The following is a 27,000-nucleotide window of genomic DNA, read 5'->3' as shown; positions in this document are numbered from 1 at the left end:
ATGACTTCATCACAGGCCACCCAGTACCTCTACCAGAGCGGCTTTGGCAACGAGTACGCCAGCGAGGCCGTACCCGGCGCGCTGCCGCAGGGGCGCAACAGCCCGCAGCGTGCGCCCATGGATCTTTATCCCGAACAGCTTTCGGGCACCGCGTTCACCGCACCGCGCCAGGACAATCGGCGCAGTTGGTTGTATCGTCGCCAGCCTTCGGTGGTGGCGGGACGTTATGTGCGCTATGAACAGCCGCATTGGCAGACGGGCGCAGATCGTTCGGTGGCCGTGCCGCCCGAGCCGTTGCGCTGGCATCCCGCGGAATTTCCTGACAAGGTGGATGAGCTTGATTTTGTCGACGGCGTGCGCACCATGATGGCCAACGGCGATGCCGATGCGCAGATCGGCGTGGGCGTGCACATGTACATGGCGGGCCGGTCGATGGAGCGCCGCGCGCTGATCAACGCCGATGGCGAAATGCTGATCGTGCCGCAGCAGGGGCGCATCGTCGTGACGACCGAGATGGGCGTGCTCGATGTGAAGCCCGGCGAGATCGTGCTCGTGCCGCGCGGCGTGGTGTTCAAGGTGGCGCTGCCCGATGGGGTCTCGCGTGGCTACATCTGCGAGAACTACGGCGCGCAGTTTCGCTTGCCTGAACTGGGCCCGATCGGATCGAACGGCTTGGCGAATGCGCGCGATTTTCAGGCACCTGTGGCGGCCTTTGAACACGAAGCGCAAGGTCGCTACGATCTGGTGAAAAAGTTCGGTGGCCACTTCTGGACGGCTCCTGCGTCGAGTTCGCCGTTCAACGTGGTGGCTTGGCACGGCAATCTTGCGCCCATCAAATACGACACGACCCACTTCATGACGATTGGCTCGATCAGCTTCGATCATCCCGATCCGTCGATCTTCACCGTGCTCACTTCACCCAGCGACACGCCGGGCACGGCCAATTGCGATTTCGTGATCTTCCCGCCGCGCTGGCTGGTGATGGAGGATACGTTCCGCCCACCGTGGTACCACCGCAATCTGATGAGCGAATTCATGGGCTTGGTCTACGGCGAATACGACGCCAAACCCGGCGGCTTCAAACCCGGTGGTGCGAGCCTGCACAATTGCATGGTGCCGCATGGGCCGGACGAAGAAGCCTTCGAAAAAGCCAGCCACGCCGATCTCAAACCGCACAAGCTCGACAACACTTTGGCCTTCATGTTCGAGAGCCGTTATCGCTTCGTTCCTACGCAAGCGGCTTTGAACAGCCCGGCGCTGGACCACGCTTATGCCGACTGCTGGGCAGGGCTCAAGGACCCATTCAAGAAAGACTGAACATCATGTTTGAAATCGACCAGACACATGATCCCAAGCTGCAAAGCTGGGTCGAATCCGCCAACGTTGCGGGCTGCGATTTTCCGATCCAGAACCTGCCCTTCGGCCTGTTCAGCAACAAGCCCGGGGCTGCGCCCCGCATTGGAGTGGCGATTGGTGACAAGGTGCTCGATCTGCGCATGGCAGCGCTCGTCAGCAGTGACGACATGAACGCGCTGATGAACGCCACGCCCGCGCAACGTGCGAATCTGCGCCGTGCGATTTCTACAGGGCTTGCACGCGGCAGCGACCAGCAAAAGGATTGGGAGCGCGCGCTGCTCGATCAGTCCGCCGTCACCATGCATGTGCCTTGCCGCATCAACGACTACACGGATTTCTACACCAGCATCAACCACGCGACCACGGTGGGCAAGCAGTTTCGTCCGGACAATCCGCTGCTGCCCAACTACCAGTGGGTGCCCATCGGTTATCACGGGCGTGCATCGTCGATCAATGTGAGCGGCACGGATTTCAAGCGCCCCAAGGGCCAGACCAAGGCTCCTGATGCGACGGTGCCGATGGTAGGGCCATGCAAGCGCCTGGACTACGAACTGGAACTGGGCTGGTTTGTGGCGCAAGGCAATGCGCAGGGCGACGCGATTCCGATCACCGATGCCGAGTCGCATCTGTTCGGTGTGGCGCTGTTCAACGACTGGTCCGCGCGTGACATTCAGGGCTGGGAATACCAACCGCTGGGTCCGTTTCTTGCCAAGAATTTCGCAAGCACGCTGTCGCCGTGGATGGTGACCATGGAGGCGCTCGCGCCGTTTCGCGATGCCTTTACACGACCCGGTGCTGATCCGCAGCCGCTGCCTTATCTGGACTCAGCCGAAAATCGCCTACGTGGCGCTTTCTCGATCACGCTGGAAGTGCTGCTGCTGACGCCGAAGATGCAAGCAGCAGGCAAGGCTGCGCAACGTATCTCGCTGACCAACGCAGCGAATGCGGCTTACTGGACGCCTGCGCAACTCGTCGCGCATCACACCGTCAACGGCTGCAATCTGCAGACCGGCGACTTGTTCGGTTCGGGCACCTTGTCAGGACCGACGCCGCAGGAAGCCGGCTCGCTGATGGAGCTGAGCGCTGGCGGCAAGCAGCCGATTGCACTACCCGATGGCGAGCAACGCACGTTTCTGGAGGACGGCGATACGGTGATCTTCAGAGGCTGGTGCGAACGCGCCGGGGCTGCACGCATCGGCTTTGGAGAATGCCGCGCGACGGTGTTGGCTGCTGCGGTTTGATCGTTCGGGAGAAGGCTTACTTTTTCAGAGGAATCTGCGTGCCGTGCGCCACCGGCACGGCAGAGACCGAGTTCTGCGGCGAGCCGTCGATCAGTTTGTCGGAGTAGGTCAGGTAGACCAAGGCATTGCGCTTGACGTCCACCATCCGCACCACGCGCAGGCGCTTGAAGACCAGCGAGGTGCGTTCACTGAACACCTCGTCTTGATCTTTGAGCGGCTTGGGGAAGGTGATGGCACTGACCTGGTGGCAGGAGATCGATGCTTCCGAGCGGTCTTCGGCCAATCCGAGCGAACCCTTCACACCGCCCGTGCGGGCACGGGAGACGTAGCAGGTGACACCTTGCACATCGGGGTCGTCGTATGCTTCCACGATGATGTCGTGATCGCGGCCGACCAGTTTGAATGCGGTGTCCACAGTGCCGATTTTTTCAGGCCCGGAGGCCAGTGCCACGGCAGTGACGGCGAACAGACCCGTCAGCGCAATCGCCGACAGGAGGGTCTTCTTGTTGACGATGGCGGACATGGTTCTGCGGTGGGGAGTGTGATGTTTACTTGGCTTCGGCGCAGCGCTTGGCCAGATAGGTCAGCGACTCTTCGACCTGATCGACCAGAATCAGGCTCAGGTCGCCGGGCTGCAGGCGTTCCAGCGCGTGATCGATGGCGAGGAATTCGCCGTGGATCTCGGTGCTGTACGTGGTGCGTGGCGCGCCTTCGAGGCCTTGCTTGAGCAGGGCGAGCACTTCGCCGTCTTCACGGCCGCGTTGGCAGGCGTCCTGGTACAGGATCACGTCGTCGAAGTATTGACCGAGGATGCGGGTCTGCTCGACGATGTCCTGATCGCGGCGGTCACCGGCACCCGAGATCACCACGCTGCGGTGCTTGGCGGGCATGGCCTGCACGGCCTGCGCGAGTGCGCGGATGGCGTCGGGATTGTGGCCGTAATCGGCGATGACGGTGGCGCCCTTGTAGTCCATCACGTTGAAGCGCGCAGGTGCGTTGTCGCTGTCGTTCAGGAAACCTGCGAGGCCGCGGCGGATGGTCTGCCAAGGCAGGTTCGATGCCCATGCGGCACCGATGGATGCCATCACGTTCTCGACCTGGAAGGTGATCTGGCCGTTGCGAGTGATCGGGATGTCGCGCAGCGGAATGCTTTCGCGCCATGAGCCTTCGGCGGCGACGATGTTTTCGCCGTCCACGTAGATCACGCGATTGCCTTGTGCGCGGTGCGTGGCCATCACGGGGTGGTGGCGGTCGGCGGCAAAGAAGATGACCTTGCCGGGGCAGACCGATGCCATCGCTGCGACCAGCGGATCGGCGGCGTTCAGCACGCCGTAGCCATTGGGGGCCACGTTCTGCACGATCACGCGCTTCAAGACGGCGACGTCTTCGGCGGTGGTGATGAAGTTCAGACCGAGGTGATCGCCTTCGCCCACGTTGGTGACCACGGCCACCTGGCAGCGGTCGAAGCCGAGGCCTTCGCGCAGGATGCCGCCGCGTGCGCATTCGAGCACGGCTGCATCGGTTTCGGGGTGCGCCAGCGCATTGCGTGCGCTGCGGGGGCCGGAGCAGTCACCGCTGTCGATCTGGCGACCGTTGACGTAGACACCATCGGTGTTGGTCATGGCGGTGCGCCAGCCGTGCGATGTGAACAGGTGCGCGATCACGCGCGTGGTGGTGGTCTTGCCGTTGGTGCCGGTGACGGCAACCACGGGGATGCGGCCGTCCTGACCGGGCGCGAACAGCTCATCGACCATGGGCACGCCGACGTTGCGTGGGCGACCGAAGGAGGGCGCCAGATGCATGCGCAGGCCGGGTGCGGCGTTCACTTCGACGATGCCGCCGTTCTGCTCTTCGAGCGGCTTGAGCATGGTTTCGCAGACCACGTCCACGCCGCAGATGTGCAGGCCGATGGTCTGCGCGGCTTCGATGGCGCGCGCGGCGACTTCGGGGTGCACGTCGTCGGTCACATCGGTGGCGCTGCCGCCGGTGGACAGGTTGGCGTTGTTGCGCAACACGATGCGCTGGCCCTGCGCGGGCACGGATTCGGGCGTCAGGCCTTCGGTGGCGATGCGCGCGATGGCGATGTCGTCAAGGCGAATCTTGGTGAGCGCCGTGCCGTGGCCGGAGCCGCGACGGGGGTCCTGATTGACGATCTCGACCAGTTCGCGAATGGTGTGCTGACCATCGCCGAGCACTTGCGGAGGCTCGCGGCGTGCGGCGGCAACGAGTTGACCACCGACGACCAGCAGACGGAAATCGTGACCGGGCAGGAAACGCTCGACCATCACTTCGTCGCTGAATTCGGAGGCGACCTTGTAGGCGGCATCAAGGCCTTCGCGGGTAGTGATGTTCACGACCACACCCTTGCCCTGATTGCCGTCCTGCGGCTTCACGACCACGGGCAGGCCGACTTCCTGCGCGACCACCCAGGCGTCTTCCACGTCCTTGACGGGACGTCCGAGCGGCACGGGCACGCCAGCGGCATGCAACAGGCGCTTGGTCAGGTCCTTGTCTTGCGCGATGGACTCGGCCACGGCGCTGGTCTGGTCGAGTTCGGCGGCCTGGATGCGGCGCGCCTTGGAGCCCCAGCCGAGCTGCACCAGCGAGCCGGAAGTCAGGCGACGGAACGGAATGCCACGGGCGACGGCGGCGTCCACGATGGAGCCGGTCGAGGGGCCGATGCGTTCGTCTTCATCGGTGTCGCGCAGATCGGCGATGGCCTTGTCGGCGTCGAACGGAGTGTCTTCCATCGCCGCACGCAGCAGCGCTTCGGCGTAGTCCATGGCCTTGCGACCGACGGCTTCTTCGGTGTATTCGACGACGACCTGATAGGTGCCGGGCTCGACCGTGGAATGCGTGCGGCTGAAGGTGACGGGGCAGCCGGCCTGTGCCTGCAGCGACAGTGCTGCAACTTCCAGCACATGGGCGAGCGACAGGCGCTGATCGGCACCGTGAGGTTGCAGCGTGCCGATCTTGGGAAAGCGTGCGCGCAGGCGGTCTTCAAAACCGGCGATGTCGGAGTACACGCACTCGTTGGAGTCGCAGTGCACGATGGCTTCGATGGCGGTGCTGCGGGTCCAGAGATTCGGGCCACGGAGGGCTCGGACGCGGGTCACTTGCATGTGTCTTCTTTCTTTTGTGCGGGGCTGCAGGGGTGGTGCAGCGCCGCGGAGAAATCATCTCTTGGTGAGATCAGTCTCAGATCTCGTTGTACTCGAAAGTCTTGATGCCCGCGCCGATCAGATCGGGCGCGATGTCCATCGACCAGGCTGCGGCAATCGCGGCCAGCAGTGCCGGGGTGTCGGGCTTGCGGCTGCCGGGCAGGGCGAGCGCGTCGAGCGTTCCGAGCACGCGCTCCTGCGCGCCCGTGGCCAGCACCACCTGGTTGTTGCGCACGAACACGGCACGGCCTTCGGCGTTGTCCGCGCGGTGCTTGGCGATGTGTGCGTTGTCGGCATTCATCGAGTACAGCAGCACTTCGCCATCGCACAGGCGGGCGAGATCGGCGACCTGCTCGATGTCGGCGTTCAGCACGCCAGCACCTTCGTCGAGCACCACGTCGATCTGCGTGCGCATCACGCGGGTCATCTGACCTTGCTCGTGCACGTCGTGGTCCTTCAAGGTTTCAAAGCCGTCCATGTCGGTGACCACGCCGACCAGGCAGCGGTCGTAGGCCAGACCTTCTTCGAGGATCGAGCGCGCGGTGGTTTCGATCACGGCGGCTTGCGCGAGGCGGTTGGTCAGCAGGCGATGCGCACCGGCCCAGTTGGCGGTGTTGGTCTTCTGCGTCTGGCGGTTGTTCAGGAACATGCCCTGTTCGCTGGTCACGCCGGTGAGCTTGCCCGACAACTGCAGCAGCCAGCCGACGAGGCGCGCGATGAACGCGTTCTCGCGCGTGCCGGCGATGCCGACCACGGGAATGCGACCCGCGCCGGTGCCGTCTTCGGTGGCGGGGAACAGGTGCTCGACGATGGCCTGACCGACCGGACGCGGTGCGCCGCTGGTGGGCTTCAGGTGCATCAGCAGGCCGGGGCCGGCGTTGACTTCGAGGATCGCGCCCTGACCGCGCATGGGCTTGGAGACGTCCTGCAGGATCATGTCCATGCCGGCGATGTCCAGACCCACGATCTTGGCCGCGAGTGTGGCGTAGTAGGCCACGTCGGGGTGCACTTCGTCAGTGCAGTCGATGGCCATGTTGCCGTTGCGTTGCAGCAAGATGGATTCACCTTGTGCAGGCACGGACGCGGGGGTGACGTTCTGGCGCTTGAGCTCCAGCTTGACGGCCGGGGCTTCGAGGTTGATCCAGTCGAGCGGGTATTCCTGCTCGGGGCCACGGCGCGGATCCTGATTGACCACGGCGACCAGTTCGGCCAGCGTGGACTTGCCGTTGCCGGACACGCTCACGGTCTCGCCGCGGCAGGCTGCAACCAGCTTGCCGCCGACCACCAGCAGACGGTGCTCGGTGCCGTCGATGAACTTCTCGACGATCACATCGGAGCCTTCGGGCTCGGCCAGCGCGAAGGCGGCTTTGATGTCTTCTTCGGCATGCAGGTCCAGCGTCACGCCGCGCGCGTGGTTGCCGTCGGAGGGCTTCACGGTCACGGGGAAACCGATGTCCTGCGCGACTTCCCAGGCTTCTTCGGGCGAGTTGACGATCTGGCCTTCGGGCACGGGCACGCCGCAGGCGGCGAGCAGGCGCTTGGTGAAGTCCTTGTCCTGGGCGATGCCTTCGGCAATCGCGCTGGTCTGGTCGCTCTCGGCGGTCCAGATGCGGCGTTGGGCTGCGCCGTAGCCGAGTTGCACGAGGTTGCCGTCGTTCAGGCGGATGTGCGGAATGCGGCGCTCGCCAGCGGCATCGACGATGCAGCCGGTGCTCGGGCCGAGGTAGCGGTCGTTGATTTCGGTCTTGATGGCCTGGATTGCGGGCTTCAGATCGAACGGCTGGTCGTTGATTGCAGCCATCAGCAGCTTGTGACCGTAGGCCAGAGCGGTGCGCGCCACGGTTTCTTCAGGGCAGCGGAACACCATGCGGTAGACGCCGCGCTGGGAGATCTCGCGCGTCTGACCGAATTCGGCGGGCATGCCGGCGAGGTTCAGCAGCTCGATGATCACGTGCTCCAGCACATGGCCCATCCAGGTGCCTTCCTTCAGACGCAGCAGAAAGCCGCCGCGTTCGCCCACGCCGCAGTGGTGCTCGATCAGATCGGGCAACCAGGTGGTCAGTCGTTCGTTGAGGCCGGGGATCTTGTTGGACGGATAGTCCTCCAACTCTCCCAGATCCAGCCAGACCTCCAGAACGGGGCGGTAGGTCCAGACGCTGGGGCCGCGCAGATAAGTGGTGCGCAAGAGTTGGATATCGTTGAATGTCGCCATGGATTGCAACTAGTGAATTCTTGAAACGCCAGAATGGAAACCGGATTGTCGATCCCCAAATGGCTGCAACAGGGTGCATTGTGCGCGTTAATTGCGACTTGAGTGACGGGATGTCAGCCGACATGGGGGTCTGCGCGTTAAAAACGGGTGTCGCCATACCGCCCCGGTTGTCATGGACAATTCAGATAAGGGCACTGTCAGTGTTTTGAAGGTGCCAAGGGCCGAAAAATATTCCAAATGCAAAATCACCATCATCCTGTGGACGCTGCGGGCGTCATGAACACTCCCGCCGGGCAGCAAGTGCGAGCAAAACTCGGTACTGATGAGAACGTGCTGGCAGCGCTGGAGGTTGACCTGACCCCCGATCTGCGATTCGAAAACGGGCTTTTGGCACTCACCCAGCAGCGGTTCATTTTCCGCAATGCGGAAGGGGTGATCCGGGATTGGCCGATCGAGCAAGGCATGTCGCTGCGTCTGCTGGACCATGGCGGCGTCGGCACGCTGGAATTGCATGACAGTGACAAGCGCCATGAACTCTGGCGCTTCACGCTCGGCCACCACCCGCAGGCGCTGACGCTGATCCAGAAGTACGACAAGATCGAGCGTCGCCTGCAGGCGCTGCGCGACGGCTCCACGATCCCGCCCGAGCTGGAAGACGACGAAACGCTGTGCCCCACATGCCACACGCCCCTGCCGCCCGACAGCGAGGAATGCCCGGCCTGCGCGCGCCAGCAGGCTCCGCAGACATCGACCTGGGTATTGCTGCGACTCTGGCGATTTGCAAAACCTTACAAAAATCAACTGCTGCTCGGCTTTCTGCTGACGCTCGCGGCCACGGGGGCGCAATTGGTTGCGCCGTACCTGACCATTCCGATCATGGACAAGATCCTGATCCCGTTCCAGAACGGCGAGAAGATCGACCCCAGCTTGGTCACGCTGTATCTGGGCGGCTTGCTCGCCTCGGCCGTCGTGGCCTGGATTCTGGGTTGGGCGCGCACCTTTGTGCTGGCCAAGGTGTCCGAGCGCATCGGCTCGGGCCTGCGCACCTCGACCTACGACCACCTGCTCAAGCTCTCGCTCGACTATTACGGCAGCAAGCGCACGGGTGATCTGATGGCGCGCATCGGCACCGAGACCGACCGGATCAACCTGTTCCTGTCCCTCAACGCGCTCGACTTCGCCACCGACGTGCTGATGATGCTGATGACGGCGACGATCCTCTTCTCGATCAACCCGTGGCTGGCCCTCGCTACGCTGGTGCCGTTGCCGTTCATCGCGTGGATGATCCACATGGTGCGCGAGCGCCTGCGCACCGGCTTCGAGAAGATCGACCGCGTCTGGTCCGAAGTGACCAACGTGCTGGCCGACACCATCCCCGGCATCCGCGTGGTCAAGGCCTTCGCTCAGGAGCAGCGCGAGTCCGACCGCTTTTCCGACGCCAACAAGGCCAATCTGGAAGCCAACGACCGCGTGAACAAGACCTGGTCGCTGTTCACCCCCACCGTCACTTTTCTGACCGAAGTCGGTCTGCTGATCGTCTGGGGCTTCGGCATCTGGCTGGTGGCGGGCGGCAGCATCACCGTCGGTGTGCTCACTGCCTTCATCGCCTACATCGGCCGCTTCTACAGCCGCCTCGATTCGATGAGCCGCATCGTCTCCGTCACGCAAAAGGCGGCGGCGGGCGCCAAGCGCATCTTCGACATCCTCGACCACGTGAGCAACGTGCCCGATCCACAGAACCCGGTGCGCCTGCCCGCCAACGTCAAGGGTTCGCTGACCATGGAAGACGTGAGCTTTCGCTACGGCAGCCGCTCGGTCATCAAGCATCTGGACCTGCAGATCAAGCCCGGCGAGATGATCGGTCTGGTCGGCCACAGCGGCTCGGGCAAGAGCACGCTGGTCAATCTGATCTGCCGTTTCTACGATGTGAGCGAAGGCTCGATCCAGCTTGACGGCGTGGACCTGCGCCGCATCTCCGTGTCGGATTTCCGCCGCAACATCGGCCTGGTGCTGCAGGAGCCCTTCCTGTTCTTCGGCACCATCGCCGAGAACATCGCCTACGGCAAGCCGGAAGCCACGCGCGAAGAAATCGTTGCTGCTGCACGCGCCGCGCACGCGCATGAGTTCATTCTGCGACTGCCGCACGGCTACGACTCGCTCGTGGGCGAACGTGGCCAGGGCCTGTCGGGCGGCGAGCGCCAGCGCATCTCGATTGCGCGCGCGCTGCTGATCGACCCGCGCATCCTGATCCTCGACGAAGCGACTTCGGCGGTGGACACGGAAACCGAAAAGGAGATCCAGAAGGCGCTCGACAATCTGGTGCAAGGCCGCACGACGATTGCGATCGCCCACCGCCTGTCCACGCTGCGCAAGGCTGACCGTCTGGTCGTGATGGATCGTGGCGAGATCGTCGAAGTCGGTCCGCACGACGAACTCATGGCCAAGGAAGGCGCGTACTGGCGTCTGTACATGGCGCAGGCGCGCCGTGCCGAGGAAGACGCCGAAGCCGCTGGTGTGGTGATCGACGCCGCATCGCGCGTGGCGAACAAGGCCGCAGCCGACAGCAAGCCCGCTGTTCACGCCTGAGCGCACAAAGACAAGAGAGCAGAACCAGATATGTCATTGCACAGCCAGACTCCAACGAACGTCGCCTTCCAACTCGCGCGCAACCCGCACGGCCGCCTCACACTGCGCCTGGCCTCGGACGGCGTGGAGCATGTGGGCGTGTTGCCCGTGCGCTCCTTCCCGATCAGTGCGCCCGACGAAGGTCTGTCGCTGTTCGGCACCGACGGCCACGAGATCGTGTGGATCGACCGCATGGATCAGCTCTCCGCCGATCAGCGCCAGCTCATCGAAGAAGAACTCGCCGCGCGTGAATTCGTGCCGACCATCCAGAAGCTGGTCAAGGTATCGACCTTCGCCACGCCCAGCACCTGGACCGTGGAGACCGATCGCGGCCCGTTCGATCTGGTGCTCAAGGCTGAAGAAGACATCCGCAAGCTCGAAGGCCGCACGCACCTGCTGATCACGGCAAGCGACGGCCTGCAGTTCCGTGTGCGGGATTCGGGCGCGCTGGACAAGCATTCCAGAAAGTTGCTCAGCCGATTCCTCTGATTTTCGGGATTCGCTGAATGTGAAAATGGGGCCGTCATCGCGGCCCCATTTTTCTTTTGCGCGATGCGTCAGCTGTTGGCGATGCCGCTGCTCACATGACCGGCAGGCACGTGGCGCGCGGCGGATTCGACATGACCGGTCTGGTCGTCGAAAAAGAAGTCGGGCTCGAACTCGCGCAGGAACGGGCCTTTTTCCAGGCCGCCGAGGAACATGGCCTCATCGACCTGAATGTTCCAGTCCATCAAGGTGCGGATCGCGCGCTCGTGTGCCGGAGCGCTGCGTGCGGTGACCAGCGCGGTGCGGATGCGCATGCCGTGGTTGCCCGCCTGCTGCAGTCGGTGCAGCGCGGCGAGCAATGGTTTGAACGGACCTTCGGGCAGGGGCTGGGACGCCTTGTCCTTTTCGTGGCGCTGAAAGGCTTCGAGGCCGTCGCGTTGATAGACCTGCTCGGCCTCGTCGGAGAACAGCACGGCGTCGCCGTCGAAGGCAATGCGCACTTCGGTGGGATGCGAGTTGCTGGCGCGTACCGAGTCGGTGAACACATGGGCGGCGGGATGACCGAGGCGCAGGGCCTGCGTCACGTCCTGCGCGTTGGCCGACAGAAACAGATGCGCACCCAGTGGCCGCAGGTATTTGAACGGTGCGCCGCCTTGCGTGAACACGCCGCGCTGCAGCGGAATGTGCGCGGCCTGAGTCGAGCGGAAAATGCGCATGCCGCTGACCGGATCATTGCGCGAGAGCATCACGACTTCGACGCGCTGCTTGCCGTCGCTGTTGAATGCAAGCAGCTTCTTGACCAGCGAAAACGCCACGCCGGGCCGCGCGGGCTCGTCCAGCCGCTGCAGTTGAAGTTGCATGTAGGCCTGCGGATTTTCGGCGTCGAAGAGGCGGTTCTCTTCTTCGAAATCGAACAGCGCGCGCGAGGAAATCGCGACCACCAGTTGATCATCCAGCGTGACGGGCATGGCGTGTTTTCGTAGGGTTGCGTGGATTACTTGACGAACTGGTTGAGCTGGATGATGGGCATGAGCACGGCCAGCACGATCAGCATGACGATCAGGCCCATGGCCACGATGAGCAGCGGCTCCAGAATCGTGGCGAGCTGCATGGCGCGGCGCTGCACTTCGGTGGAGAGCTGATTGGCCGCGCGCTGCAGCATCAAGGGCAGTTGGCCGGTCTGCTCGCCCAAGCGCGCGAACATCGAGACGAGGCCGGGAAAGCGCTTCTTCTGCGAAATCGCGGAGGCCAGCGGCGCGCCTTCGCGCACCAGCACCAGCGCGTCGAGCGCATCGGCACGCATGGCGCGGTTGTTGAGGGTTTCGGCGGCGGCCTGCAGGGCTTTCAGAATGGGAACACCAGCACCCGCGAGCATGGCGAGCGTGCCCGCAAAACGCGCTGCGTTGTAGCCGCGTGCGAGCTTGCCGATGATGGGCAGGTTCAGCCACCAGGCGTCAAAAGTGGCGCGAAACGCGGGACGTGAAAGCGCGGTGCGCATGAAGATCGCGAACAGAATCACCACGCCGAGCATCAGCCAGCCGTAGTTGCGCACCAGGTCGCTGAGCTTGAGCATCACCACGGTCAGAAACGGCAGCGCGCGCTTGGTACCAGCGAACACGTTGGCCACCTGCGGCACAACATAGCCGACCAGAAACAGCACGATGACGATGGCCACGCAGGTCACGATGGCGGGGTAGAGCGACGCGCCGATGAGCTTGGCGCGCAGGGCCTGGCGCTGCTCCAGATCGTCGGCCAGCTTGTCGAGCACCTCGCCGAGATGACCGCTTTGCTCGCCTGCGCCGATCACCGCGCAGAAGATGTCGGAGAACTCGCGCGGATGCTGCGACAGCGCCTTGGCGAAGGTCGAACCGGCGTTCACCTCGGCCCGCAGCGCGGCGACCAGATGGTGCTGGCGCTCGGTGTCGGCTTCTTCGGACAGTGCGCTCAAGGCGCGTTCCAGCGGAAGGCCGGAGGTGATCAGCCCTGCGAGCTGGCGCGTCCAGATGGCGAGCTGCGTGGAGTTGAACACCGGCCGCGTGAGCAGGCGCTGGCTGAGCGAGGGCGCCTGGCCGGTGGACGTGTTCGAGGCCAGCACTTCCACGGCCAAGGGCACAAGCGCCTGTGCGCGCAGCAGGCTGCGGGCGGCCTTGGGGCTGTCGGCGTCGATCGTGCCTTTGCGGGTCTGGCCGGCGGCGTCCAGTGCTTCAAAGGAAAAGGCGGGCATGCGTTGTTTTCAAGGTTCGGCTGCGCCATGCCTCGATCACTGCGAATGCGACATGACGCCAATGCCCTGATGGTAGCCGGTTGCCGGGTCAAAACCCGTTCGCCTTTCCCGTGGCGCGAAAAACAGTTGTATGCCCGATGCGGGCTCAGCCTTTCGCGGCAGCTGCGGCGATCTCCAGCGAGCGCAGTCGCAATTCGGGGTCGTAGACATCGCTCACCAGCATGAATTCGTCCGCCTCGGTGGCTTCGGCCAGCGCCTTGAAGCCTTGCTTGACGCGATCCGGGCCGCCGATCACGCCGATGGCCAGAAAGTCGCCAATGGCTTCGCGTTCGCGCGGGCCGATGCGCTCCATGAAGTTCTGCAGCGGCGGCTGAAGCAGGCCGCGCTGGTTGGTGAGAATGCCCAGCACGCGTTGGTAGGTGCTGCTGGCCAGGTATTCGGCTTCTTCATCGGTGGGCGCGGCGATCACCGGCACGCCGATCATCACGTAGGGCTTCTTCAGCGTGGCCGATGGCTTGAAGGTCGCGCGGTAGATTTCGAGCGCAGGCATCAGAAAGCGCGGCGCGAAGTGCGATGCGAAGGCGTAGGGCAGGCCTTTTTCCGCTGCCAGTTGGGCGGAGAACATGCTGGATCCCAGCAGCCAGATCGGCACGTTGGTGTCCGCACCCGGAACGGCGGTGATGCGCTGGCCGGGCTGCACCGGGCCAAGCAGGCGCTGCAGTTCGGACACGTCACGCGGGAAATCTTCTTCGGTTTCGACGCGGTCGCGGCGCAGTGCGCGCATGGTCGGGCCGTCGGTTCCGGGCGCGCGGCCCAGGCCAAGATCGATGCGGTTCGGATACAGCTCGGAGAGCGTGCCGAAGGCTTCGGCCACCACCAGCGGCGCGTGGTTGGGCAGCATGATGCCGCCCGAGCCGACGCGGATGGCGCCAGTCTGGCCCGCGATGTGGCCAATCAGCACGGCTGTGGACGAACTGGCGATGCCGGGCATGTTGTGGTGCTCGGCCAGCCAGTAGCGCGAGAAACCGAGTCGTTCCGCTTGCTGGGCGGTGCGCACGGCAATGGACAGCGCGTCCGCCACGGTGCCGCCTTCGCGGACGGCCACCAGATCAAGCATGGAGAGGGAAGGCATGGACAGGGAGTTGGTGCTCATCTCTCCATTGTGTGGGGCGACCAAAATCTGCGCTTGCTACGGGAATTTGACCCTTGACAGAATGTAAAACAATGTTAATTGATCTGGGGCAAACCTCAAATTACCCAATTCTGGGTATGTGCAAACTTTTTTTAACTATCTAGACTCTCGTTTACCGATTCTCACTAATGCAGGCGACGCTCCGATATCCCGCCCTGCTGAGTCGGTTGATAGTTTTAATTTAAAATATTAAATAATCAATTGGTAATAGGTATGGTTGAAGTGCGGCGCCGGTCAGGAAAATAGCCAGACGCTTTGAGCCATGCGATCCGACCCTGGGAGGGAGTGCTGCTATGGAACTGCTCAAACGTCTTTTTTCACCGTCGAATGCATCGTCATCCAAGGGCCGACCGAAGTCGGAGCACCCGGAGGATTGGTCGACCGTGCCTGCGCTGCAGGCCAGTGAACTGGTGGCTTTTGGCGATGAGGTCAGCCGCCTGTCCGTGGAATTCGATATCGAGGCCCTGATCGTGAGCCACGAGCGCTGGTTGCCGTGGTTGTGGAAGGCGCTGGAAGGCGAGGTCGACGAGCAGTTGCGCCCGACTGTCATCATCGATGATCGCAGCTCCGAACTGGGCGCCTGGCTGCACGAGGCGGGTCGCAAGGCGCTGGGCCATCTGCCCACCTACGACATGCTGTTGGCGCGCAATCGTTACTTTCATCTGAAGGCCGCCGAGATGATCACGCTGATCGAGCAGGACAATCCCGTGCGCGCCGAACAGGTGTTCCGTCAGTGCGAGCACGCTTCGCGCCAGATGGTGCTGCTGCTCAAGGAGCTCAAGCGCGGTCTGGTGATGTCCATGACCAGGAACGGTGCCAAGAAGCCGGTGCTGCGCGCAAGCACCTGAACCTCTGCTGTTTTTCCTGTGCGTCAGTCGCGTGTGACGCGAAGCACTTCTTCCGCACTGGTGATGCCTGCCGCCACAAGGCGTTCGCCATCGGTGCGCATCAGCGACATGCCATTGGCCAGCGCCTGATCGCGAATGTCCGATTCGCTGACCTGTCCGTGGATCTGCGCGCGGACGGCGTCATCCACTTCCAGCAATTCGAAAATGCCGGTGCGTCCGCGATAACCGGACGGCTCGCTCGCGTCGAGCTTGCGCACCAGTCGCTGAGCCAGCACGCCCAGCAGCGAGCTGGACAGCAGGAACGGCTCCACGCCCATGTCGGTCAGGCGCGTGATGGCGCTGGTCGAGTCATTCGTGTGCAGCGTGGCCAGCACCAGGTGACCTGTGAGCGAGGCCTGAATCGCGATCTGCGCGGTTTCGAAGTCGCGGATTTCACCGATCATGATCACGTCCGGGTCCTGTCGCAGAATCGCGCGCAGGGCCTTGGCGAAGGTGAGGTCGATCTTGCTGTTGATCTGCGTTTGCCCCACGCCGGACAGCTCGTACTCGATCGGGTCTTCCACCGTCATGATGTTGCTGCTCGTCGCATCCAGACGCGCCAGCGCCGCATACAGCGTGGTGGTCTTGCCGGAGCCGGTCGGGCCGGTCACGAGGATGATGCCGTGCGGCTGCGAGATCAGTCGCTCGAACTGTGTGAGCACGGGGCCTTGCATGCCGACCGATTCAAGGCTCAGCTTGTTCTCGCTCTTGTCGAGCAGACGCAGCACGGCGCGCTCGCCGTGGGCGTTGGGCAGCGTGGAAACGCGCACGTCGATGGCGCGCGTTCCCAGGCGCAGCGAGATGCGTCCATCCTGCGGCAGGCGTTTCTCGGAGATGTCGAGATCGGCCATGATCTTCAGGCGCGAGATCAGTGCCGCGTGCAGCGCGCGGTTGGGCTGCACGACTTCGCGCAGCGTGCCGTCCACGCGAAAACGCACGCTGGAATGGCGCTCGTAGGGCTCGATGTGGATGTCGCTCGCGCCATCGCGCACGGCCTGCGTGAGCAGCGCGTTCAACATGCGGATGATGGGCGCGTCGCCAGCGGATTCCAGCAAGTCCTCGACTGCCGGCAGCTCCTGCATCATGCGCGAGAGATCAGCGTCGGATTCGACCTCGCTCACCACCATCGCCGCGCTCGAATCGGATTGCGAATAGGCCGCACTGATGCGCTGTGCGAGCGCCGCGTTGTCCAGCGGCATGAGCTGCTGCACGGCGTGCTTGCGCAGCACTTCGGACATGGCACCCATGTCGGGCGCCATGCCGTGCCACAGCACCAGTTGATGGCCATCGTCCTCCAGCAGCAACTGGTTCGAGCGTGCGAAGGTGTATGGCAGTGGATGGCGCATGGACGGTCTGGCGATGAATCGGTGTGTGGGTGGTCGGTGGTGGCTTCAGTGAATCACTGCGGCTTGAAGTTGGGGTCTTGCACGGTGGAATCCACTGGCTGTTGGGCGCTCGATTGCGGGCGCACGATGTCCACCGGAATCATCGAGGCTGGAACTTGCTTCTTCGGCGCGCTGTCGTTTCTGGATGGCGATGTCTGCGTGTTCATCGGCGGCAGCACGGGGGCCTGATTGACGGCACGCATCAGGGTGCTGTCGGCGGGCTGCGTGTTCATCTGCAGTGCGCGGATGGCTTCGTAGCGGTCCTGCACCAGCGCGTCGCTGGTGGCGTCGTCACGGATCACGATGGGGCGCAGGAACACCATCAGGTTGGTCTTCTTGCGCGAGCGCTGTTCGCTGCGGAACAGGGCACCGACGACAGGCAGATCGCCCATCAGCGGAACCTTGTCCTGACCCAGTGCGTAGCTGTCTTCCAGCAGACCGCCGAGCACGATGACGTTGCCGTCCTGCACCATCACGGACGATTCGATCGCGCGCTTGCTGGTGGTGGGGCCGTTGGCGTTGGCGCTGGTGCCGCTGTTGACCTTGGAGACTTCCTGATAGAGCGTGAGCTTGACCGAGCCGTTCTCGCTGATCTGCGGACGCACGCGCAGCATCAGGCCCACGTCCTTGCGCTCGACCGTGGTGAACGGGTTCACCGTGGAGCTGCCGGTGGAGTTGGCGTAGGAGCCGGTCACGAACGGCACGTTTTCGCCGATGATGATCTGCGCTTCTTCGTTGTCCAGAGTGAGCAGGTTGGGGGTGGAGAGCACGTTGGCGTCGGCGGTGTTCTCGAGGAAGTTGGCCAGCACGCCGAGGTAATACTTGCCATTGATGCGCGGAGCGATGGCCACGGTGCCGCCCGCTGGCTTGTTGGACAGTGCGGATCCGATGGTGGAGGTGTCACCGCTTGCGGCGGCCAGTGCCAGGTCGAGAATGTTGGTGCCCGACTGGCTGGAGTTCATGCCGAGCAGGCCCAGCGTGCTGCCGTACTTGCCCATGATGCCCTGCCACTGGATGCCGAATTCGGCGACCTTGTTGGCGGCCACTTCGACGATCAGACTTTCGATCAGCACCTGCGAGCGACGACCGTCGAGCTTGTCGATGACGGCGCGGATCTGGCGATACTGCGGCTCGGGCGCGGTGATGATCAGCGAGTTGGTCGATGGGTCGGCCTGGATCATGCCGCCGGTCGTTCCCTGGTTCGCGTTGTTCTGCGAATTGTTGTGGCCGGACATCGAACCCGAGCCCAGGCCGCCGCTCGTGCCGCTGCCAAGCCCGGACGATTGCGTGGAATTGGTGTTGCTGGTGTTCGTCAGTCCGCCGGACATGCCGCCGCCACTGCCGCTGAATGGCAATCCCGAACCGCTGCCGGTGCTGCTGCCGCCGCCTGCGGAGCCGTTGGAGACCGCCGCGCGCAAGGTGGCCGCGAGCTTCACCGCATCGGCGTTCTTCAGATACACGACATGGATGTTGCCGGTCGCAGCCGAGCTGCCGACTACGGGGGCCTGATCGAGCTTGGCGACCAGCGAGCGCACCAGCGCCAGACGCGCTGGATTGGCCGCGCGCACGATCAGCGAATTGCTGCGTGGCTCGGCCAGCAAGGTGGTGCGGTAGGACGCATCGGATTGACCGGCAGGGCCCGGCGTGCCAGCTGCTGCTGCCGAGCTGCCGCCCGAGCCGTCGATCAGTTTTTGCACAAGCGGTGCGAGGTCGGAGGCGATGGCGTTTTGCAGCGTGATGATTTCGACGTCGCTCGCGTTGGACACGTCCATCGCGGCGATGATGCGCGCGATGCGCTGCAGGTTGTCGCCGTAGTCGGTGATCACCAGCGAGTTGTTGCCGGGGTTCACATTGATGGTGTTGTTGGGGCTGATCAGCGGACGCAGCACCGGCACCAGATTGTTGGCGTTCTCGAAGTTGAGCTTGAAGATCTGTGTGGCGATCTGGCCGCTGCTCGGGCCCACGCCCGAACTGCCTTGCGTGACGGTGACGCCGCCCGATTGCAGCTTGGCGTCGGCTTCGGGCACGACCTTGTAGAGCCCTGCGGATTCCACGATCGTGAAGCCCTGCAGGCGCAGCGCGGACAGGAACTGCTGGAACGCGGTGTTGGGCGGAACGGGCTTGTCGGTCACCAGCGTGAGCTGACCCTTGACGCGCGGATCGACCACCACGTTGCGGCCGGTGATGGTGGCAATGGTGCGGGCCACAGCTTCGATGTCCGCGTTGGCGAAATTCAGCGTGACGGGTTCGTTGGACTGGACGCTGCCTTGCTGCGGCGCGGCGACGGCTTGCAGCGGAACGCTTGCACACAGCAGCAGGGTGCTGGCAGCAATGGAGTGCAGGGCAGTGCGCAGGCGGTGTGGAGGCAAGAGAGTCATGGTTGGTTCAACCCACGGTGAGAATGGAACGATCGCCGGTGCGACGTCCAAGGATATTCAAGAGATTGGCAAGCGCCGATTCGCTGCCCGGTGCGGCCTTGGCCTCGCCGGTGAATCGCAAGCGCTGCCCCACCCATTGTCCCGATCCGTTGAGCAGCAGCGCGCCGCTCAAGGTGGTGAGCGAGAGCGTGGGGCTGTCGCCGCCATGCACGCTGACGCGATAGCTGCCCATGGGGCTCAGGGTGGAGAGTTTGGAGGATACGTCGAGCGCGTCCAGTTGCAGATCGCCTTGTAGCGCCATGCGTCCGGCGTTCCAGTCGATCTGCAGGTTGGTGGTTTCAAGCGACAGGCGGCCTTGCGGCTGTATGGTGTTCCACGGCGTGCCGAGGCCGCTGAGCACGGCGCTCGGCCATTGGCTCTGGCTGTTGGCGACCTGGAGCTGCATGCCGTTCCAGCGAAGGCCCGCATGCATGCGTACGGGTGTGGTGGTGCAGCAGTCGGCGTTCAGTGCGACATTGGCACCGACGAAGGCCGGGCGCAGTTGCCAGTTCAGTCGGCCGGGCAGGGCGACCTGGTCGGAGCTGCCTTCGCCACCGGTGAGCACCAGTTGCGCGGAGCCGTTCCACAGCGTGCCGCGAGCCTGCTGCAACTGCACCTGGCCCTTGGTGGCGCTGTTCACGCCCGAGGCCAGCCAGGCGGCGGGCGCTTGCAGGCCCAGCATCGTCAGCCCACCGAGCAGGCCGCCGAGCACGGCCCAGCCGCGCGGCGAGCGAACGCTGTTGGCGCTTGTTCGCGAGAAGCGGCTGGTGGCACGGGTGCTGCGTTGTTTGCGGGACATGGATTCAGCGCTGCCTGTTCTTCGTCGTCATCAGTTTGCAACCGGCAGAGACAGCACCAGCGTGCCTTCCCAGAACGCGGGCAAAGTCTGCGGCGCATTGCCACCGGACTTGCCTGCGCCGTTGGTACGCACCAGCTTGGCCTGAATCGGAATGGCGCGCGCGCTGCTGCGCACCTGCGCCAGCCACTGGCCGAAGGCCGCAGCAGGCGCGGCCTTGAGTGTGACCGTGGCGCGGTCGCCGACGATAGAGACCTGCGCGGTCGAGCCCAGCGCTTGCGCCAGCGAGCTTTGCAGCACGCGGGTGGCATCGTCGCCCTGCATGCGCGGGGCTTTCTGCAGCTCCAGCGCTTCCTGCTGCAGGCTGCGCATGTGCTGCAGTTGGCGGTCGAGCTGCGCGTGTTCGGCAGGTGCGGCTCGCAAGGTCTTGAGTGCGGGCGACAGCAGCACCCACCACACGACGGCGAGGCCCACAACGCTCGCGGCGATCAGCACCAGCATCTGCTCGCGTGCGGCGAGGGTCTTCCAGCGTTCCTTGAAAGCGTCGAGCGCGGCGGACTTGCCGCTGGCGTTCTTGTTGGTTGTCGTCATGGGCGGCGCTCCTCGGCTGCGCGGATGAAGAGCTGCTGGCCTTGCGTGCGCGCCTCGAAGCCGTCGCCACGCAGGCGCTGGTTCACGTTGGTCAGTTCCTCATTGGACAGGCCCACGCCGGTGAGCTTCAACTCGGAATCGGCAAACTCCACCATCGAAGGAACCTGATTGGCGGGGAGCGCGGAACCTGCTGCTGCCAGCAGCGGCTCCAGATCACGGTGCGAGAGACTGCCGGCGGCCTGCCGCAGTTGGACGACTTCGCGCTCCATCTGCACGGGCGCATCGACCACGACCTTCACGTTGGGGAAGGTCTGCTGCAGCGTGCTGCGAATGCCGGTTTCCTTGGCGACGAGGGATTGGCGTTCTTGGTACGCGGCCACGTTCAGGCCGATGATCTGCGTGACGATGGCGATGCCCAGCGCCCAACGTGCGGCGCGCCATTGCGGAGCACGCAGAAAGGCATTCAGCCCACCGCTCACGCTGCGCAGGGCGCGCGTGCGACCGGTGCTGGAGAATTCGAGTTGCGCCAGATTCCAGTTGCCGCGCGCTGCAACCAGTGAGCGCTGACTGGCGGTGGACAGCTCGACGGAGCGGTTGAGCAGCTTTTCCGTCATGCCTGCCACGGCCGGTTCGGCGCGCACATGCACGGGCTGATCGGGATCGGCGCTCTGCATGCCCAGCGCCAGCGTGGCGGCGTTCAGCGGCAGCACGTTCACGGCCTGATCGACAGCAGAGGAAGTGAGCACCAACTGGGCTTCTTCGGGAACACCAAGCGCGTAGACCTCGCGGGATTCAGAGGCGCCCGGAGCGAATTCAGGGACGATGCGCCCGACGCTGCGGCCCACGGATTCGAGCAGTTGCAGCGTCTCGCGCAACCAGACGCGATCGCAAACGGCCACCCAAGCGGGCTCGCCGATCTGGGCGTTGGGCTCGAGCGCGAAATGCAGTTGCGCGGGCTCGTCGAGCAATTGTTCTTCGAGCAGGCCTTCGAGCACCGAGCGCAGGCGCACGGCGGACGTGGTGGCACCTTGCGGCAGGGTTACCCGCTGCCACGACAGTGCGCGAGCGGGCACCACGGCGACGACTTCGCCCGTGCGGCCCGGATCGGGCAGCCTCGTGGCCTTGGCGCTGGCTTGGCGGGTTGCGGTGTGGCCGTCCGCGGTCAGCGTGTAGCTGAACTCGGTGGTCGGCCCAGGCGTGCCCGGAGGCAGATAAAGAAGGAGGGTGCTCATGACTGGTGTTCGCGCGTCATTTTAGGGGCGACGCGTGACGGTGGCTGACATCGTTTGTACCCGGTGATCAAGATTTGCCCATCGCGTCGGCAGACTCGTTGCGAATGAAACCGCCGCGCTCGCGCCACAAGGTGCGAACCTTGCCGCGCTGCTTGAGGACCAGCGAGCGCTCTTCGACGATGGTCTGGTCGATGCGCATGCGCCCGCGCACCTCGAAATAATCGGAGGACACATCGAACAGCGTCGATGTCATCAGCTCAGGCTTGCTCAGCACCTTGGCGGCGACGGCGACGGTCTTGTAGTAGTTGGACGAGCGCGCCTGGATGATGCGCTGCGCGTCCGACATGTCGAGCCCGACAGCGCTCGCCCAGATGACCTCGGCTCCCGCCGTGTTGACGTTGACCTTGGTGGGCATCGGCAGGATGGTGACGTGGGGCGCAATGCGCGCGATGGTGGTCTGCGACACGCCCCACCAGCTGAGTTGCGAGATGGTCTGCGGCATCAGCGGGATGGCCGAGTTCTGCGCGTCGCCGGAGTTGGCGGCCTGCGCCTTCAACATGTTGGAGGAGATCAGCGTCACATCGCTTTGCTGCAGGCCCAAGTAGCTGAACAGGCGCTCGAACTGCGCGAGCGCCGTTTCATCGATGGCCTTGTTCTTCACCAGATTGGTGAGGTTCATGCGCGATTGCATGTCGGTCACGCGGCCCGAGAGAAAGGCGTTGTCGGTCTGCGCGCTGGCGTCATCGGCCTGCGAGACATTGTTCTGCGCCGAAAGAAAGGTCGACAGGCGGGCTTCTTCGAGCGGAATCGACCACGGCTCGGTGAGATTGTCCGTGCTGTCGTTGCGTGCGAGCGAGTCTTCACGCAGGATCAACCGCGACCAGTCGAGCGCGCCGACCAGAATCCACGCCGACTGGATGCGCGAGCGCTCGGCGGATTCGACCTCGATGGCGCGCCACTGCTGCCACATGGCCGATGCGGCGAACGTGGCGACGAGCGCCACCGTCAGCATGGCAGCCAGCAGCGCCGCGCCGCGCTCGCGTGGCGATGATGAGCGATGGGGCTGGTGCGCGTGCTGCGTCATGATCGCCTTCATGTCTTGTTGCCGCCCAGCACGGGGTTGACCCAGTCCTGCGTGATCGTGCCGGTGATCGCGCCGCCTTCGGGCAGCATGATCTGCACGCGAATGCCTTCGGGCACGGAGGCGGCAGCCGTGCTCAACCCGCCCAGCGTCTGCTCGGCATACGAGCCACCGGCGCTGGATTGCGCGTTGCCCCAGGCACCGCCGACGAAGTAGAAAAGCTGCAAGCTGGCCAGTGGGAAGAGCGCGGTCTCGCGCTGCGCTTCGCTGGTCGATGGCGTGCGCGCCCATTGGCTGGCGGTCTGCCAGGCGGCAGTCCATGCCGCACGCGTGTTGACGGGGGGCGACTGCCAGCGCAGCCATTGCTGCACTCCGTTCGACGAACGCATCGCCCAGGCGACGACGATCACGCCCTGATCGGGCTGCTGTGTGGTGCGCCGCGTGATGCGCAGCACCTGGCCGTCCCAGTTGATCGGCGTGGTGTTGTCCACAGGCTGGAGGGCATCAAGGTCGGACTGCCATTGCGCCAGAGCGTTCTGGATCACCACGAGCTGGTTCGAGCGCTCGCGCGTGATCTGCTGCGAGCGCACCATGCCGTCGATGCCGCGCCAGCTCAGGAGCGCGATGATCGACATGATGGTGATCGCCACCAGCAGCTCGATCAGCGTGAAGCCGCGTGAGGTTCGGGAAAAATGAGGAAAGGCACCCATGATGGCTCAGTACCTTCCCACGATGGTGGACACGCGGATCACCGGATAGCGCTCGTCGAAGACCTGCGCATCGACGCGGCGGAACTGCGGATTGGGCAGCGGCGACACGGTGGTCACCACCTGGTAGCGGCGTCCGGCCTGCTCGCACAGGCTCTGCTGATCGCCGTAGGCGGGCAACTCGCGCATCAGGCGCGCCTTCACCAGTTCGTTCTGCGCGCAGATATGGCCGAGCATCACGTCGGTCTGGCGCGTGGCGTTGGTCATGAGCGCGGACGTGGCCTGCGTTCCCGCGGTGAGCGCAATCGCCACGATGGCGAGTGCGACCAGCACTTCGATGAGCGTAAAGCCGCCTTGTCGGCAAGTCCGTGCGGTGCGCTGCATCGTCATTGCATGGACTCCACCGTGAATGCGCGCACGCCGTCCGTGCCCACGCGGATCGCGCGGCCGGGGACGGCGTCGTTCACCACCCAGACCTGCTGGGCGCTGATGATGGGTTCGGGGCCGAGCCACAACTGCGATGGGCCGCTGGTGCGCGTGCCGTTGGTCAGCCAGCGCTCGGGCAGCTTCAGATTGGGCAGTCCTTCGAACAGAAAGCCCTGCTCGGTGGTTCGCCAGCGCACGGCCGTGCCCGATGCACGCGATTGCGCGCGTGCGGTCTCCAGCAGTACGGCAAGGCGTTCACCTTCGCGCTGCAGCTCGGTCGCGCCGTTGTCGCGCATGGCAAAGCTCACGCCGACTGTGGCGAGCGCGACGATGGACAGCACCACCAGCAGCTCCAGCAGTGTGAAGCCCCGGTGTGCGCGTGTCATGGTTCGGGAGAAAGCGGGTGGTGGATCGGAAAAAGCGGAAAGCACGGAGCGCGGCCAATGTCTGGCTTATTGCCAGCTGCCGATGTCCGCGTTCTTGCCTTCGCCGCCGGATTGACCGTCTGCGCCAAAGGACATGACGTCCACTTCGCCCTTCACGCCGGGGCTCAGGTACTGGTAAGGACGGCCCCATGGGTCGTTGGGCAACTTTTCCAGGTAGGGACGCCAGTTGTTGGGCGCCGGGCCACTGCCGGGCTTGGCGATCAGCGCCTGCAGGCCTTGGTCGGCCGTGGGGTAGCGCTGGTTGTCGAGGCGGTACATCTTGAGCGCCTGCATCAGGTTGGTGATGTCGGTGCGTGCCGCGGTGCTGCGCGCGTCGTCGGCGCGGTCGAGCACGTTGGGAACGATCAGCGCGGCCAGCACGCCGATGATGACGAGCACGACCATCAACTCGATCAGAGTGAAGCCGCGCGCGATTTTGCGGCGGGTGGAACGGGCCAGAGATTGAGCAGTTTGCAGCATGTCGTCGAATCGACTTGGAATGTGGTTATCGGGTCAATCATAATCGCGTGATGGTGACAAACACATATAGCCGTTGGAAGGTGGGCGCAGGAACCTTTGTTTTGTGGTTTCTGGCAATCGCCTGTGTGGTTTTCTGGGGGCTCAAGCTCTCGGCCTCGCAACTGGGTCAGGGCGCGCCTGCGCTGCCCGCTGCGCCGACGGTGGTGGACATTCCTTCGCTGGTGCGTGCGTTGGGTGGCACGGAGGTCGCCGCCAAGCCCGCTTCGGCGGCCCCCACGCGCTACACCCTGATCGGCGTGCTGGCTGGCACGCGCAGCGGTCACGGCGCGGCGCTGATCGAGGTGGACGGCAAGCCCGCCAAGCATTACCGCATCGGTGCGGAAGTGGCCGAGGGCATGGTGCTGGTGTCGGTGAACAAGCGCGAGGCGCATCTGGGCTTCACGCCCAACGGCCCCACGGCGGTGACGCTGCAGATGCCGCTCAAGTTGGCTGCGAACGCGCCTGTGGGTGGCCTGCCTGCTCCGGCCTATCAGCCACCACCTGTGGCCCCACCAGTCGTTCAGTCGCCGATGATGCCGCAGGGCACGACTCCGGGCATCGCGCCGCCCGATCTGCATCCAGCCCAAGGGCAATGATTGCTTTCAATTAAGTAGCGATCATGGAGGCGTGAGTGGCAGCGGAAACCACTCGCCGAACCCGGGTGCTGCCATCGTCCATTCGCTGGCTTGCGGCTTGCGGTCGCCATGCTCCAGAAGCCAGATCACGCAGCGAATCACGCCTGCGTGGGTGATCCAGACAACATCTTTCTCTTGCTGGCGAGCGTCGTGCAGCACCTCTTTCACTCGGGTGAGCATGGTCTGCAGCGACTCGCCATTGCCGGGTTGGTAAGCTGTGAAATTGTCCGTCCAAGCATCGAGTTCTGCGCGCGCGATGGCGTCCCAGCGTTGGCCTTCCCAAGTGCCGAAGTCCATTTCCTGAAGCCTCGCATCGGTTCGGGCGGTGCCTGATCTTGCGGACAGCAGCGCATGGGCCAATTGCTGGCAGCGTTGCAGCGGCGAGCAATGGATCGTCTGTATTTCGCGTGGCAGGGTTGCGTGCAGTTGGTGTGCACTTGCTTTGGTGTGATCCTCATCTGCGGCGACATCCAGCTGTCCATAACAAACACCTGTCTCGATCAACGGCCTCGCGTGCCGCACCAGCCACAAGCGCGGGGCTTGGCTCACAGCGTTTGCCACGGCAGAACTGGCGCGATGCCTTGCTGACCCGCCACGATGGCCACGCCCAGATAGAAGGCGATTTCACTCACCTGCTGGATCGTGCCAAGGCAGTCGCCAGTGAAGCCCTGCAGGCGTTTTTGGAATCGCCAGAGCATCCAGCCAGCGCCGATTCCACTGCAGACGATGGCGGCCAACGCTGCCTGCCAGCCAAGAGCCAGCGTGAACAGCAGCACGGGGATCACGCACCACAGCAGCGCCGTGATCAAAGCACCCATGGTGATCTGATCGGCCAGCGGCTTGCTTTTGGATGTGGCGGTGTCGCCCACGTGCGGCAGCGTGCGCACGGCGATCAGCGGCCAGAAGCGCGACACGACATGGCCGCCGAGCAGCGACCACAGCGCAATCGCCAGTCCTTGGTTTCCCAACTGCGCGAGCAGCGCGAACTTGGCCGTGAACGCCAGCACCAGCGCCATCGCGCCAAAGGCACCGATGCGCGAATCCTTCATGATTTCGAGCACGCGCTCGCGCTGGTAACCACCGCCCAGACCATCGGCTACGTCGGCGAGGCCATCCTCATGGAATCCGCCCGTCGCCATCACCGTGACGATGGTGCTGAGCACCGCAGCCACCAGCGGAGTGAAGGTCTGCTGCGGGCCCAGCAAGCAACTGATCGCACCAAAGCTGACTGCTGCAATCACCGCCACCAGCCAGCCCACGCCGGGGAAATGTGCGGCACTCGCGCGCAGCATGGCGGGGCTGTAGCCTACCCAGTTCGCCAGCCGCCCGCTCACCGGAATGCGCGTGAAGAACTGCACGGCCAGCAGATAGTGGCGGATCGCTTGCATGTCGTGGCGGCGTT

The 27,000-nt window shown here is 64.2% G+C and carries 24 protein-coding genes; 6 read left to right on the top strand and 18 right to left on the bottom strand.

Annotated features, from left to right (window positions below; translation table 11 throughout):
• Together hmgA and fahA are read left to right on the top strand one after the other, a co-directional pair.
• Entirely contained in the window at positions 1–1,317 is a 1,317-nt protein-coding gene (gene hmgA, locus G7048_RS07125; protein WP_166067459.1) for a homogentisate 1,2-dioxygenase, read from the top strand.
• A gap of 5 nt (positions 1,318–1,322) precedes the next feature.
• Complete coding sequence (fahA, locus tag G7048_RS07120) at positions 1,323–2,597, top strand: fumarylacetoacetase (RefSeq protein WP_166067457.1); 1,275 nt, start codon at positions 1,323–1,325, stop codon at positions 2,595–2,597.
• Positions 2,598–2,613: 16 nt separating this feature from the next.
• On the opposite strand, the gene G7048_RS07115 is transcribed toward fahA, so the two are convergent.
• The 3 genes from G7048_RS07115 to cphA (G7048_RS07105) form a co-directional block, all read right to left on the bottom strand.
• Entirely contained in the window at positions 2,614–3,120 is a 507-nt protein-coding gene (locus tag G7048_RS07115; protein ID WP_166067456.1) for a CreA family protein, read from the bottom strand.
• A gap of 25 nt (positions 3,121–3,145) precedes the next feature.
• The gene (gene cphA / locus G7048_RS07110; RefSeq protein WP_166067455.1) at positions 3,146–5,719 is read right to left on the bottom strand and encodes a cyanophycin synthetase; all 2,574 of its coding nucleotides are present in this window, start codon (positions 5,717–5,719) and stop codon (positions 3,146–3,148) included.
• A 76-nt stretch (positions 5,720–5,795) separates the two neighbouring features.
• The gene (cphA, locus tag G7048_RS07105; RefSeq protein ID WP_166067454.1) at positions 5,796–7,970 is read right to left on the bottom strand and encodes a cyanophycin synthetase; all 2,175 of its coding nucleotides are present in this window, start codon (positions 7,968–7,970) and stop codon (positions 5,796–5,798) included.
• Between the two features lie 276 nt (positions 7,971–8,246).
• Between cphA (G7048_RS07105) and G7048_RS07100 the strand changes: the two genes are divergently transcribed.
• Positions 8,247–10,556 carry an ABC transporter ATP-binding protein gene (locus tag G7048_RS07100; protein WP_371747657.1) on the top strand — a complete coding sequence of 770 codons (2,310 nt, stop codon included), beginning with the start codon at positions 8,247–8,249 and terminating at the stop codon, positions 10,554–10,556.
• A 30-nt stretch (positions 10,557–10,586) separates the two neighbouring features.
• The gene (locus G7048_RS07095; protein WP_166067452.1) at positions 10,587–11,084 is read left to right on the top strand and encodes a DUF1854 domain-containing protein; all 498 of its coding nucleotides are present in this window, start codon (positions 10,587–10,589) and stop codon (positions 11,082–11,084) included.
• A gap of 68 nt (positions 11,085–11,152) precedes the next feature.
• Here G7048_RS07095 and G7048_RS07090 read toward each other — a convergent pair whose 3' ends face one another.
• The 3 genes from G7048_RS07090 to G7048_RS07080 form a co-directional block, all read right to left on the bottom strand.
• Positions 11,153–12,049 carry a 5'-nucleotidase gene (locus tag G7048_RS07090; protein WP_166067451.1) on the bottom strand — a complete coding sequence of 299 codons (897 nt, stop codon included), beginning with the start codon at positions 12,047–12,049 and terminating at the stop codon, positions 11,153–11,155.
• Positions 12,050–12,075: 26 nt separating this feature from the next.
• Entirely contained in the window at positions 12,076–13,305 is a 1,230-nt protein-coding gene (gspF, locus tag G7048_RS07085) for a type II secretion system inner membrane protein GspF (RefSeq protein WP_166067450.1), read from the bottom strand.
• Between the two features lie 145 nt (positions 13,306–13,450).
• Positions 13,451–14,458 (bottom strand): LLM class flavin-dependent oxidoreductase, encoded by a 1,008-nt coding sequence (locus tag G7048_RS07080; RefSeq protein WP_205750349.1) that lies wholly within the window; start codon positions 14,456–14,458, stop codon positions 13,451–13,453.
• A 332-nt stretch (positions 14,459–14,790) separates the two neighbouring features.
• Here G7048_RS07080 and G7048_RS07075 point away from each other — a divergent pair, with 332 nt between their 5' ends.
• Positions 14,791–15,345, top strand: a complete 555-nt coding sequence (locus G7048_RS07075) for a CZB domain-containing protein (protein ID WP_240933201.1) — start codon at positions 14,791–14,793, stop codon at positions 15,343–15,345.
• Between the two features lie 23 nt (positions 15,346–15,368).
• On the opposite strand, the gene G7048_RS07070 is transcribed toward G7048_RS07075, so the two are convergent.
• The 10 genes from G7048_RS07070 to gspG all read right to left on the bottom strand — a co-directional run bounded on the left by G7048_RS07070 (position 15,369) and on the right by gspG (position 24,924).
• Positions 15,369–16,730 carry a GspE/PulE family protein gene (locus G7048_RS07070; protein ID WP_166067449.1) on the bottom strand — a complete coding sequence of 454 codons (1,362 nt, stop codon included), beginning with the start codon at positions 16,728–16,730 and terminating at the stop codon, positions 15,369–15,371.
• A gap of 53 nt (positions 16,731–16,783) precedes the next feature.
• The gene (gspD, locus tag G7048_RS07065) at positions 16,784–19,147 is read right to left on the bottom strand and encodes a type II secretion system secretin GspD (protein ID WP_166067448.1); all 2,364 of its coding nucleotides are present in this window, start codon (positions 19,145–19,147) and stop codon (positions 16,784–16,786) included.
• A 7-nt stretch (positions 19,148–19,154) separates the two neighbouring features.
• Complete coding sequence (gspN, locus tag G7048_RS07060; RefSeq protein ID WP_166067447.1) at positions 19,155–19,985, bottom strand: type II secretion system protein N; 831 nt, start codon at positions 19,983–19,985, stop codon at positions 19,155–19,157.
• 30 nt (positions 19,986–20,015) lie between these two features.
• On the bottom strand, positions 20,016–20,573 hold the full coding sequence (gene gspM, locus G7048_RS07055) for a type II secretion system protein GspM (RefSeq protein ID WP_166067446.1): 558 nt from the start codon (positions 20,571–20,573) through the stop codon (positions 20,016–20,018).
• Positions 20,570–21,805 (bottom strand): type II secretion system protein GspL, encoded by a 1,236-nt coding sequence (gene gspL / locus G7048_RS07050; protein WP_166067445.1) that lies wholly within the window; start codon positions 21,803–21,805, stop codon positions 20,570–20,572. The genes gspM and gspL overlap by 4 nt, the downstream gene beginning before the upstream one ends.
• Before the next feature lie 67 nt (positions 21,806–21,872).
• Positions 21,873–22,901 carry a type II secretion system minor pseudopilin GspK gene (gene gspK, locus G7048_RS07045; protein ID WP_240933200.1) on the bottom strand — a complete coding sequence of 343 codons (1,029 nt, stop codon included), beginning with the start codon at positions 22,899–22,901 and terminating at the stop codon, positions 21,873–21,875.
• Positions 22,898–23,596, bottom strand: coding sequence for a type II secretion system protein J (locus G7048_RS07040; RefSeq protein ID WP_166067444.1), 699 nt, complete (start codon positions 23,594–23,596; stop codon positions 22,898–22,900). The genes gspK and G7048_RS07040 overlap by 4 nt, the downstream gene beginning before the upstream one ends.
• A gap of 6 nt (positions 23,597–23,602) precedes the next feature.
• A complete protein-coding gene (gspI, locus tag G7048_RS07035; protein WP_166067443.1) occupies positions 23,603–23,983 on the bottom strand; it encodes a type II secretion system minor pseudopilin GspI in 381 nt (126 codons plus the stop codon).
• On the bottom strand, positions 23,980–24,405 hold the full coding sequence (locus G7048_RS07030; protein WP_166067442.1) for a prepilin-type N-terminal cleavage/methylation domain-containing protein: 426 nt from the start codon (positions 24,403–24,405) through the stop codon (positions 23,980–23,982). Before G7048_RS07030 ends, gspI begins: the two co-directional genes overlap by 4 nt.
• 66 nt (positions 24,406–24,471) lie before the next feature.
• Complete coding sequence (gene gspG / locus G7048_RS07025; protein WP_166067441.1) at positions 24,472–24,924, bottom strand: type II secretion system major pseudopilin GspG; 453 nt, start codon at positions 24,922–24,924, stop codon at positions 24,472–24,474.
• Positions 24,925–25,025: 101 nt separating this feature from the next.
• Between gspG and G7048_RS07020 the strand changes: the two genes are divergently transcribed.
• Positions 25,026–25,559, top strand: a complete 534-nt coding sequence (locus G7048_RS07020) for a type II secretion system protein N (RefSeq protein ID WP_240933199.1) — start codon at positions 25,026–25,028, stop codon at positions 25,557–25,559.
• A gap of 21 nt (positions 25,560–25,580) precedes the next feature.
• Here G7048_RS07020 and G7048_RS07015 read toward each other — a convergent pair whose 3' ends face one another.
• Together G7048_RS07015 and G7048_RS07010 are read right to left on the bottom strand one after the other, a co-directional pair.
• The gene (locus tag G7048_RS07015; protein WP_166067439.1) at positions 25,581–26,147 is read right to left on the bottom strand and encodes a histidine phosphatase family protein; all 567 of its coding nucleotides are present in this window, start codon (positions 26,145–26,147) and stop codon (positions 25,581–25,583) included.
• The gene (locus G7048_RS07010) at positions 26,144–26,986 is read right to left on the bottom strand and encodes an adenosylcobinamide-GDP ribazoletransferase (RefSeq protein WP_166067438.1); all 843 of its coding nucleotides are present in this window, start codon (positions 26,984–26,986) and stop codon (positions 26,144–26,146) included. The genes G7048_RS07015 and G7048_RS07010 overlap by 4 nt, the downstream gene beginning before the upstream one ends.
• Positions 26,987–27,000 lie beyond the last annotated feature (14 nt).

Origin of the sequence: Diaphorobacter sp. HDW4B, from assembly GCF_011305535.1 — a bacterium.
Taxonomy (GTDB): domain Bacteria; phylum Pseudomonadota; class Gammaproteobacteria; order Burkholderiales; family Burkholderiaceae_C; genus Diaphorobacter_A.
The sequence above is the reverse complement of the archived record's forward strand: the minus strand, read 5'-3'. Positions and strand labels throughout refer to the sequence as shown.

Bases quoted from the DNA above. Each gene is read 5' to 3' on its own strand.
- hmgA (WP_166067459.1), top strand. From the start codon at position 1: ATGACTTCATCACAGGCCACCCAGTACCTCTACCAGAGCGGCTTTGGC.
- fahA (WP_166067457.1), top strand. From the start codon at position 1,323: ATGTTTGAAATCGACCAGACACATGATCCCAAGCTGCAAAGCTGGGTC.
- G7048_RS07115 (WP_166067456.1), bottom strand. From the start codon at position 3,120: ATGTCCGCCATCGTCAACAAGAAGACCCTCCTGTCGGCGATTGCGCTG.
- cphA (WP_166067455.1), bottom strand. From the start codon at position 5,719: ATGCAAGTGACCCGCGTCCGAGCCCTCCGTGGCCCGAATCTCTGGACC.
- cphA (WP_166067454.1), bottom strand. From the start codon at position 7,970: ATGGCGACATTCAACGATATCCAACTCTTGCGCACCACTTATCTGCGC.
- G7048_RS07100 (WP_371747657.1), top strand. From the start codon at position 8,247: ATGAACACTCCCGCCGGGCAGCAAGTGCGAGCAAAACTCGGTACTGAT.
- G7048_RS07095 (WP_166067452.1), top strand. From the start codon at position 10,587: ATGTCATTGCACAGCCAGACTCCAACGAACGTCGCCTTCCAACTCGCG.
- G7048_RS07090 (WP_166067451.1), bottom strand. From the start codon at position 12,049: ATGCCCGTCACGCTGGATGATCAACTGGTGGTCGCGATTTCCTCGCGC.
- gspF (WP_166067450.1), bottom strand. From the start codon at position 13,305: ATGCCCGCCTTTTCCTTTGAAGCACTGGACGCCGCCGGCCAGACCCGC.
- G7048_RS07080 (WP_205750349.1), bottom strand. From the start codon at position 14,458: ATGAGCACCAACTCCCTGTCCATGCCTTCCCTCTCCATGCTTGATCTG.
- G7048_RS07075 (WP_240933201.1), top strand. From the start codon at position 14,791: ATGGAACTGCTCAAACGTCTTTTTTCACCGTCGAATGCATCGTCATCC.
- G7048_RS07070 (WP_166067449.1), bottom strand. From the start codon at position 16,730: ATGCGCCATCCACTGCCATACACCTTCGCACGCTCGAACCAGTTGCTG.
- gspD (WP_166067448.1), bottom strand. From the start codon at position 19,147: ATGACTCTCTTGCCTCCACACCGCCTGCGCACTGCCCTGCACTCCATT.
- gspN (WP_166067447.1), bottom strand. From the start codon at position 19,985: ATGTCCCGCAAACAACGCAGCACCCGTGCCACCAGCCGCTTCTCGCGA.
- gspM (WP_166067446.1), bottom strand. From the start codon at position 20,573: ATGACGACAACCAACAAGAACGCCAGCGGCAAGTCCGCCGCGCTCGAC.
- gspL (WP_166067445.1), bottom strand. From the start codon at position 21,805: ATGAGCACCCTCCTTCTTTATCTGCCTCCGGGCACGCCTGGGCCGACC.
- gspK (WP_240933200.1), bottom strand. From the start codon at position 22,901: ATGAAGGCGATCATGACGCAGCACGCGCACCAGCCCCATCGCTCATCA.
- G7048_RS07040 (WP_166067444.1), bottom strand. From the start codon at position 23,596: ATGGGTGCCTTTCCTCATTTTTCCCGAACCTCACGCGGCTTCACGCTG.
- gspI (WP_166067443.1), bottom strand. From the start codon at position 23,983: ATGACGATGCAGCGCACCGCACGGACTTGCCGACAAGGCGGCTTTACG.
- G7048_RS07030 (WP_166067442.1), bottom strand. From the start codon at position 24,405: ATGACACGCGCACACCGGGGCTTCACACTGCTGGAGCTGCTGGTGGTG.
- gspG (WP_166067441.1), bottom strand. From the start codon at position 24,924: ATGCTGCAAACTGCTCAATCTCTGGCCCGTTCCACCCGCCGCAAAATC.
- G7048_RS07010 (WP_166067438.1), bottom strand. From the start codon at position 26,986: ATGCAAGCGATCCGCCACTATCTGCTGGCCGTGCAGTTCTTCACGCGC.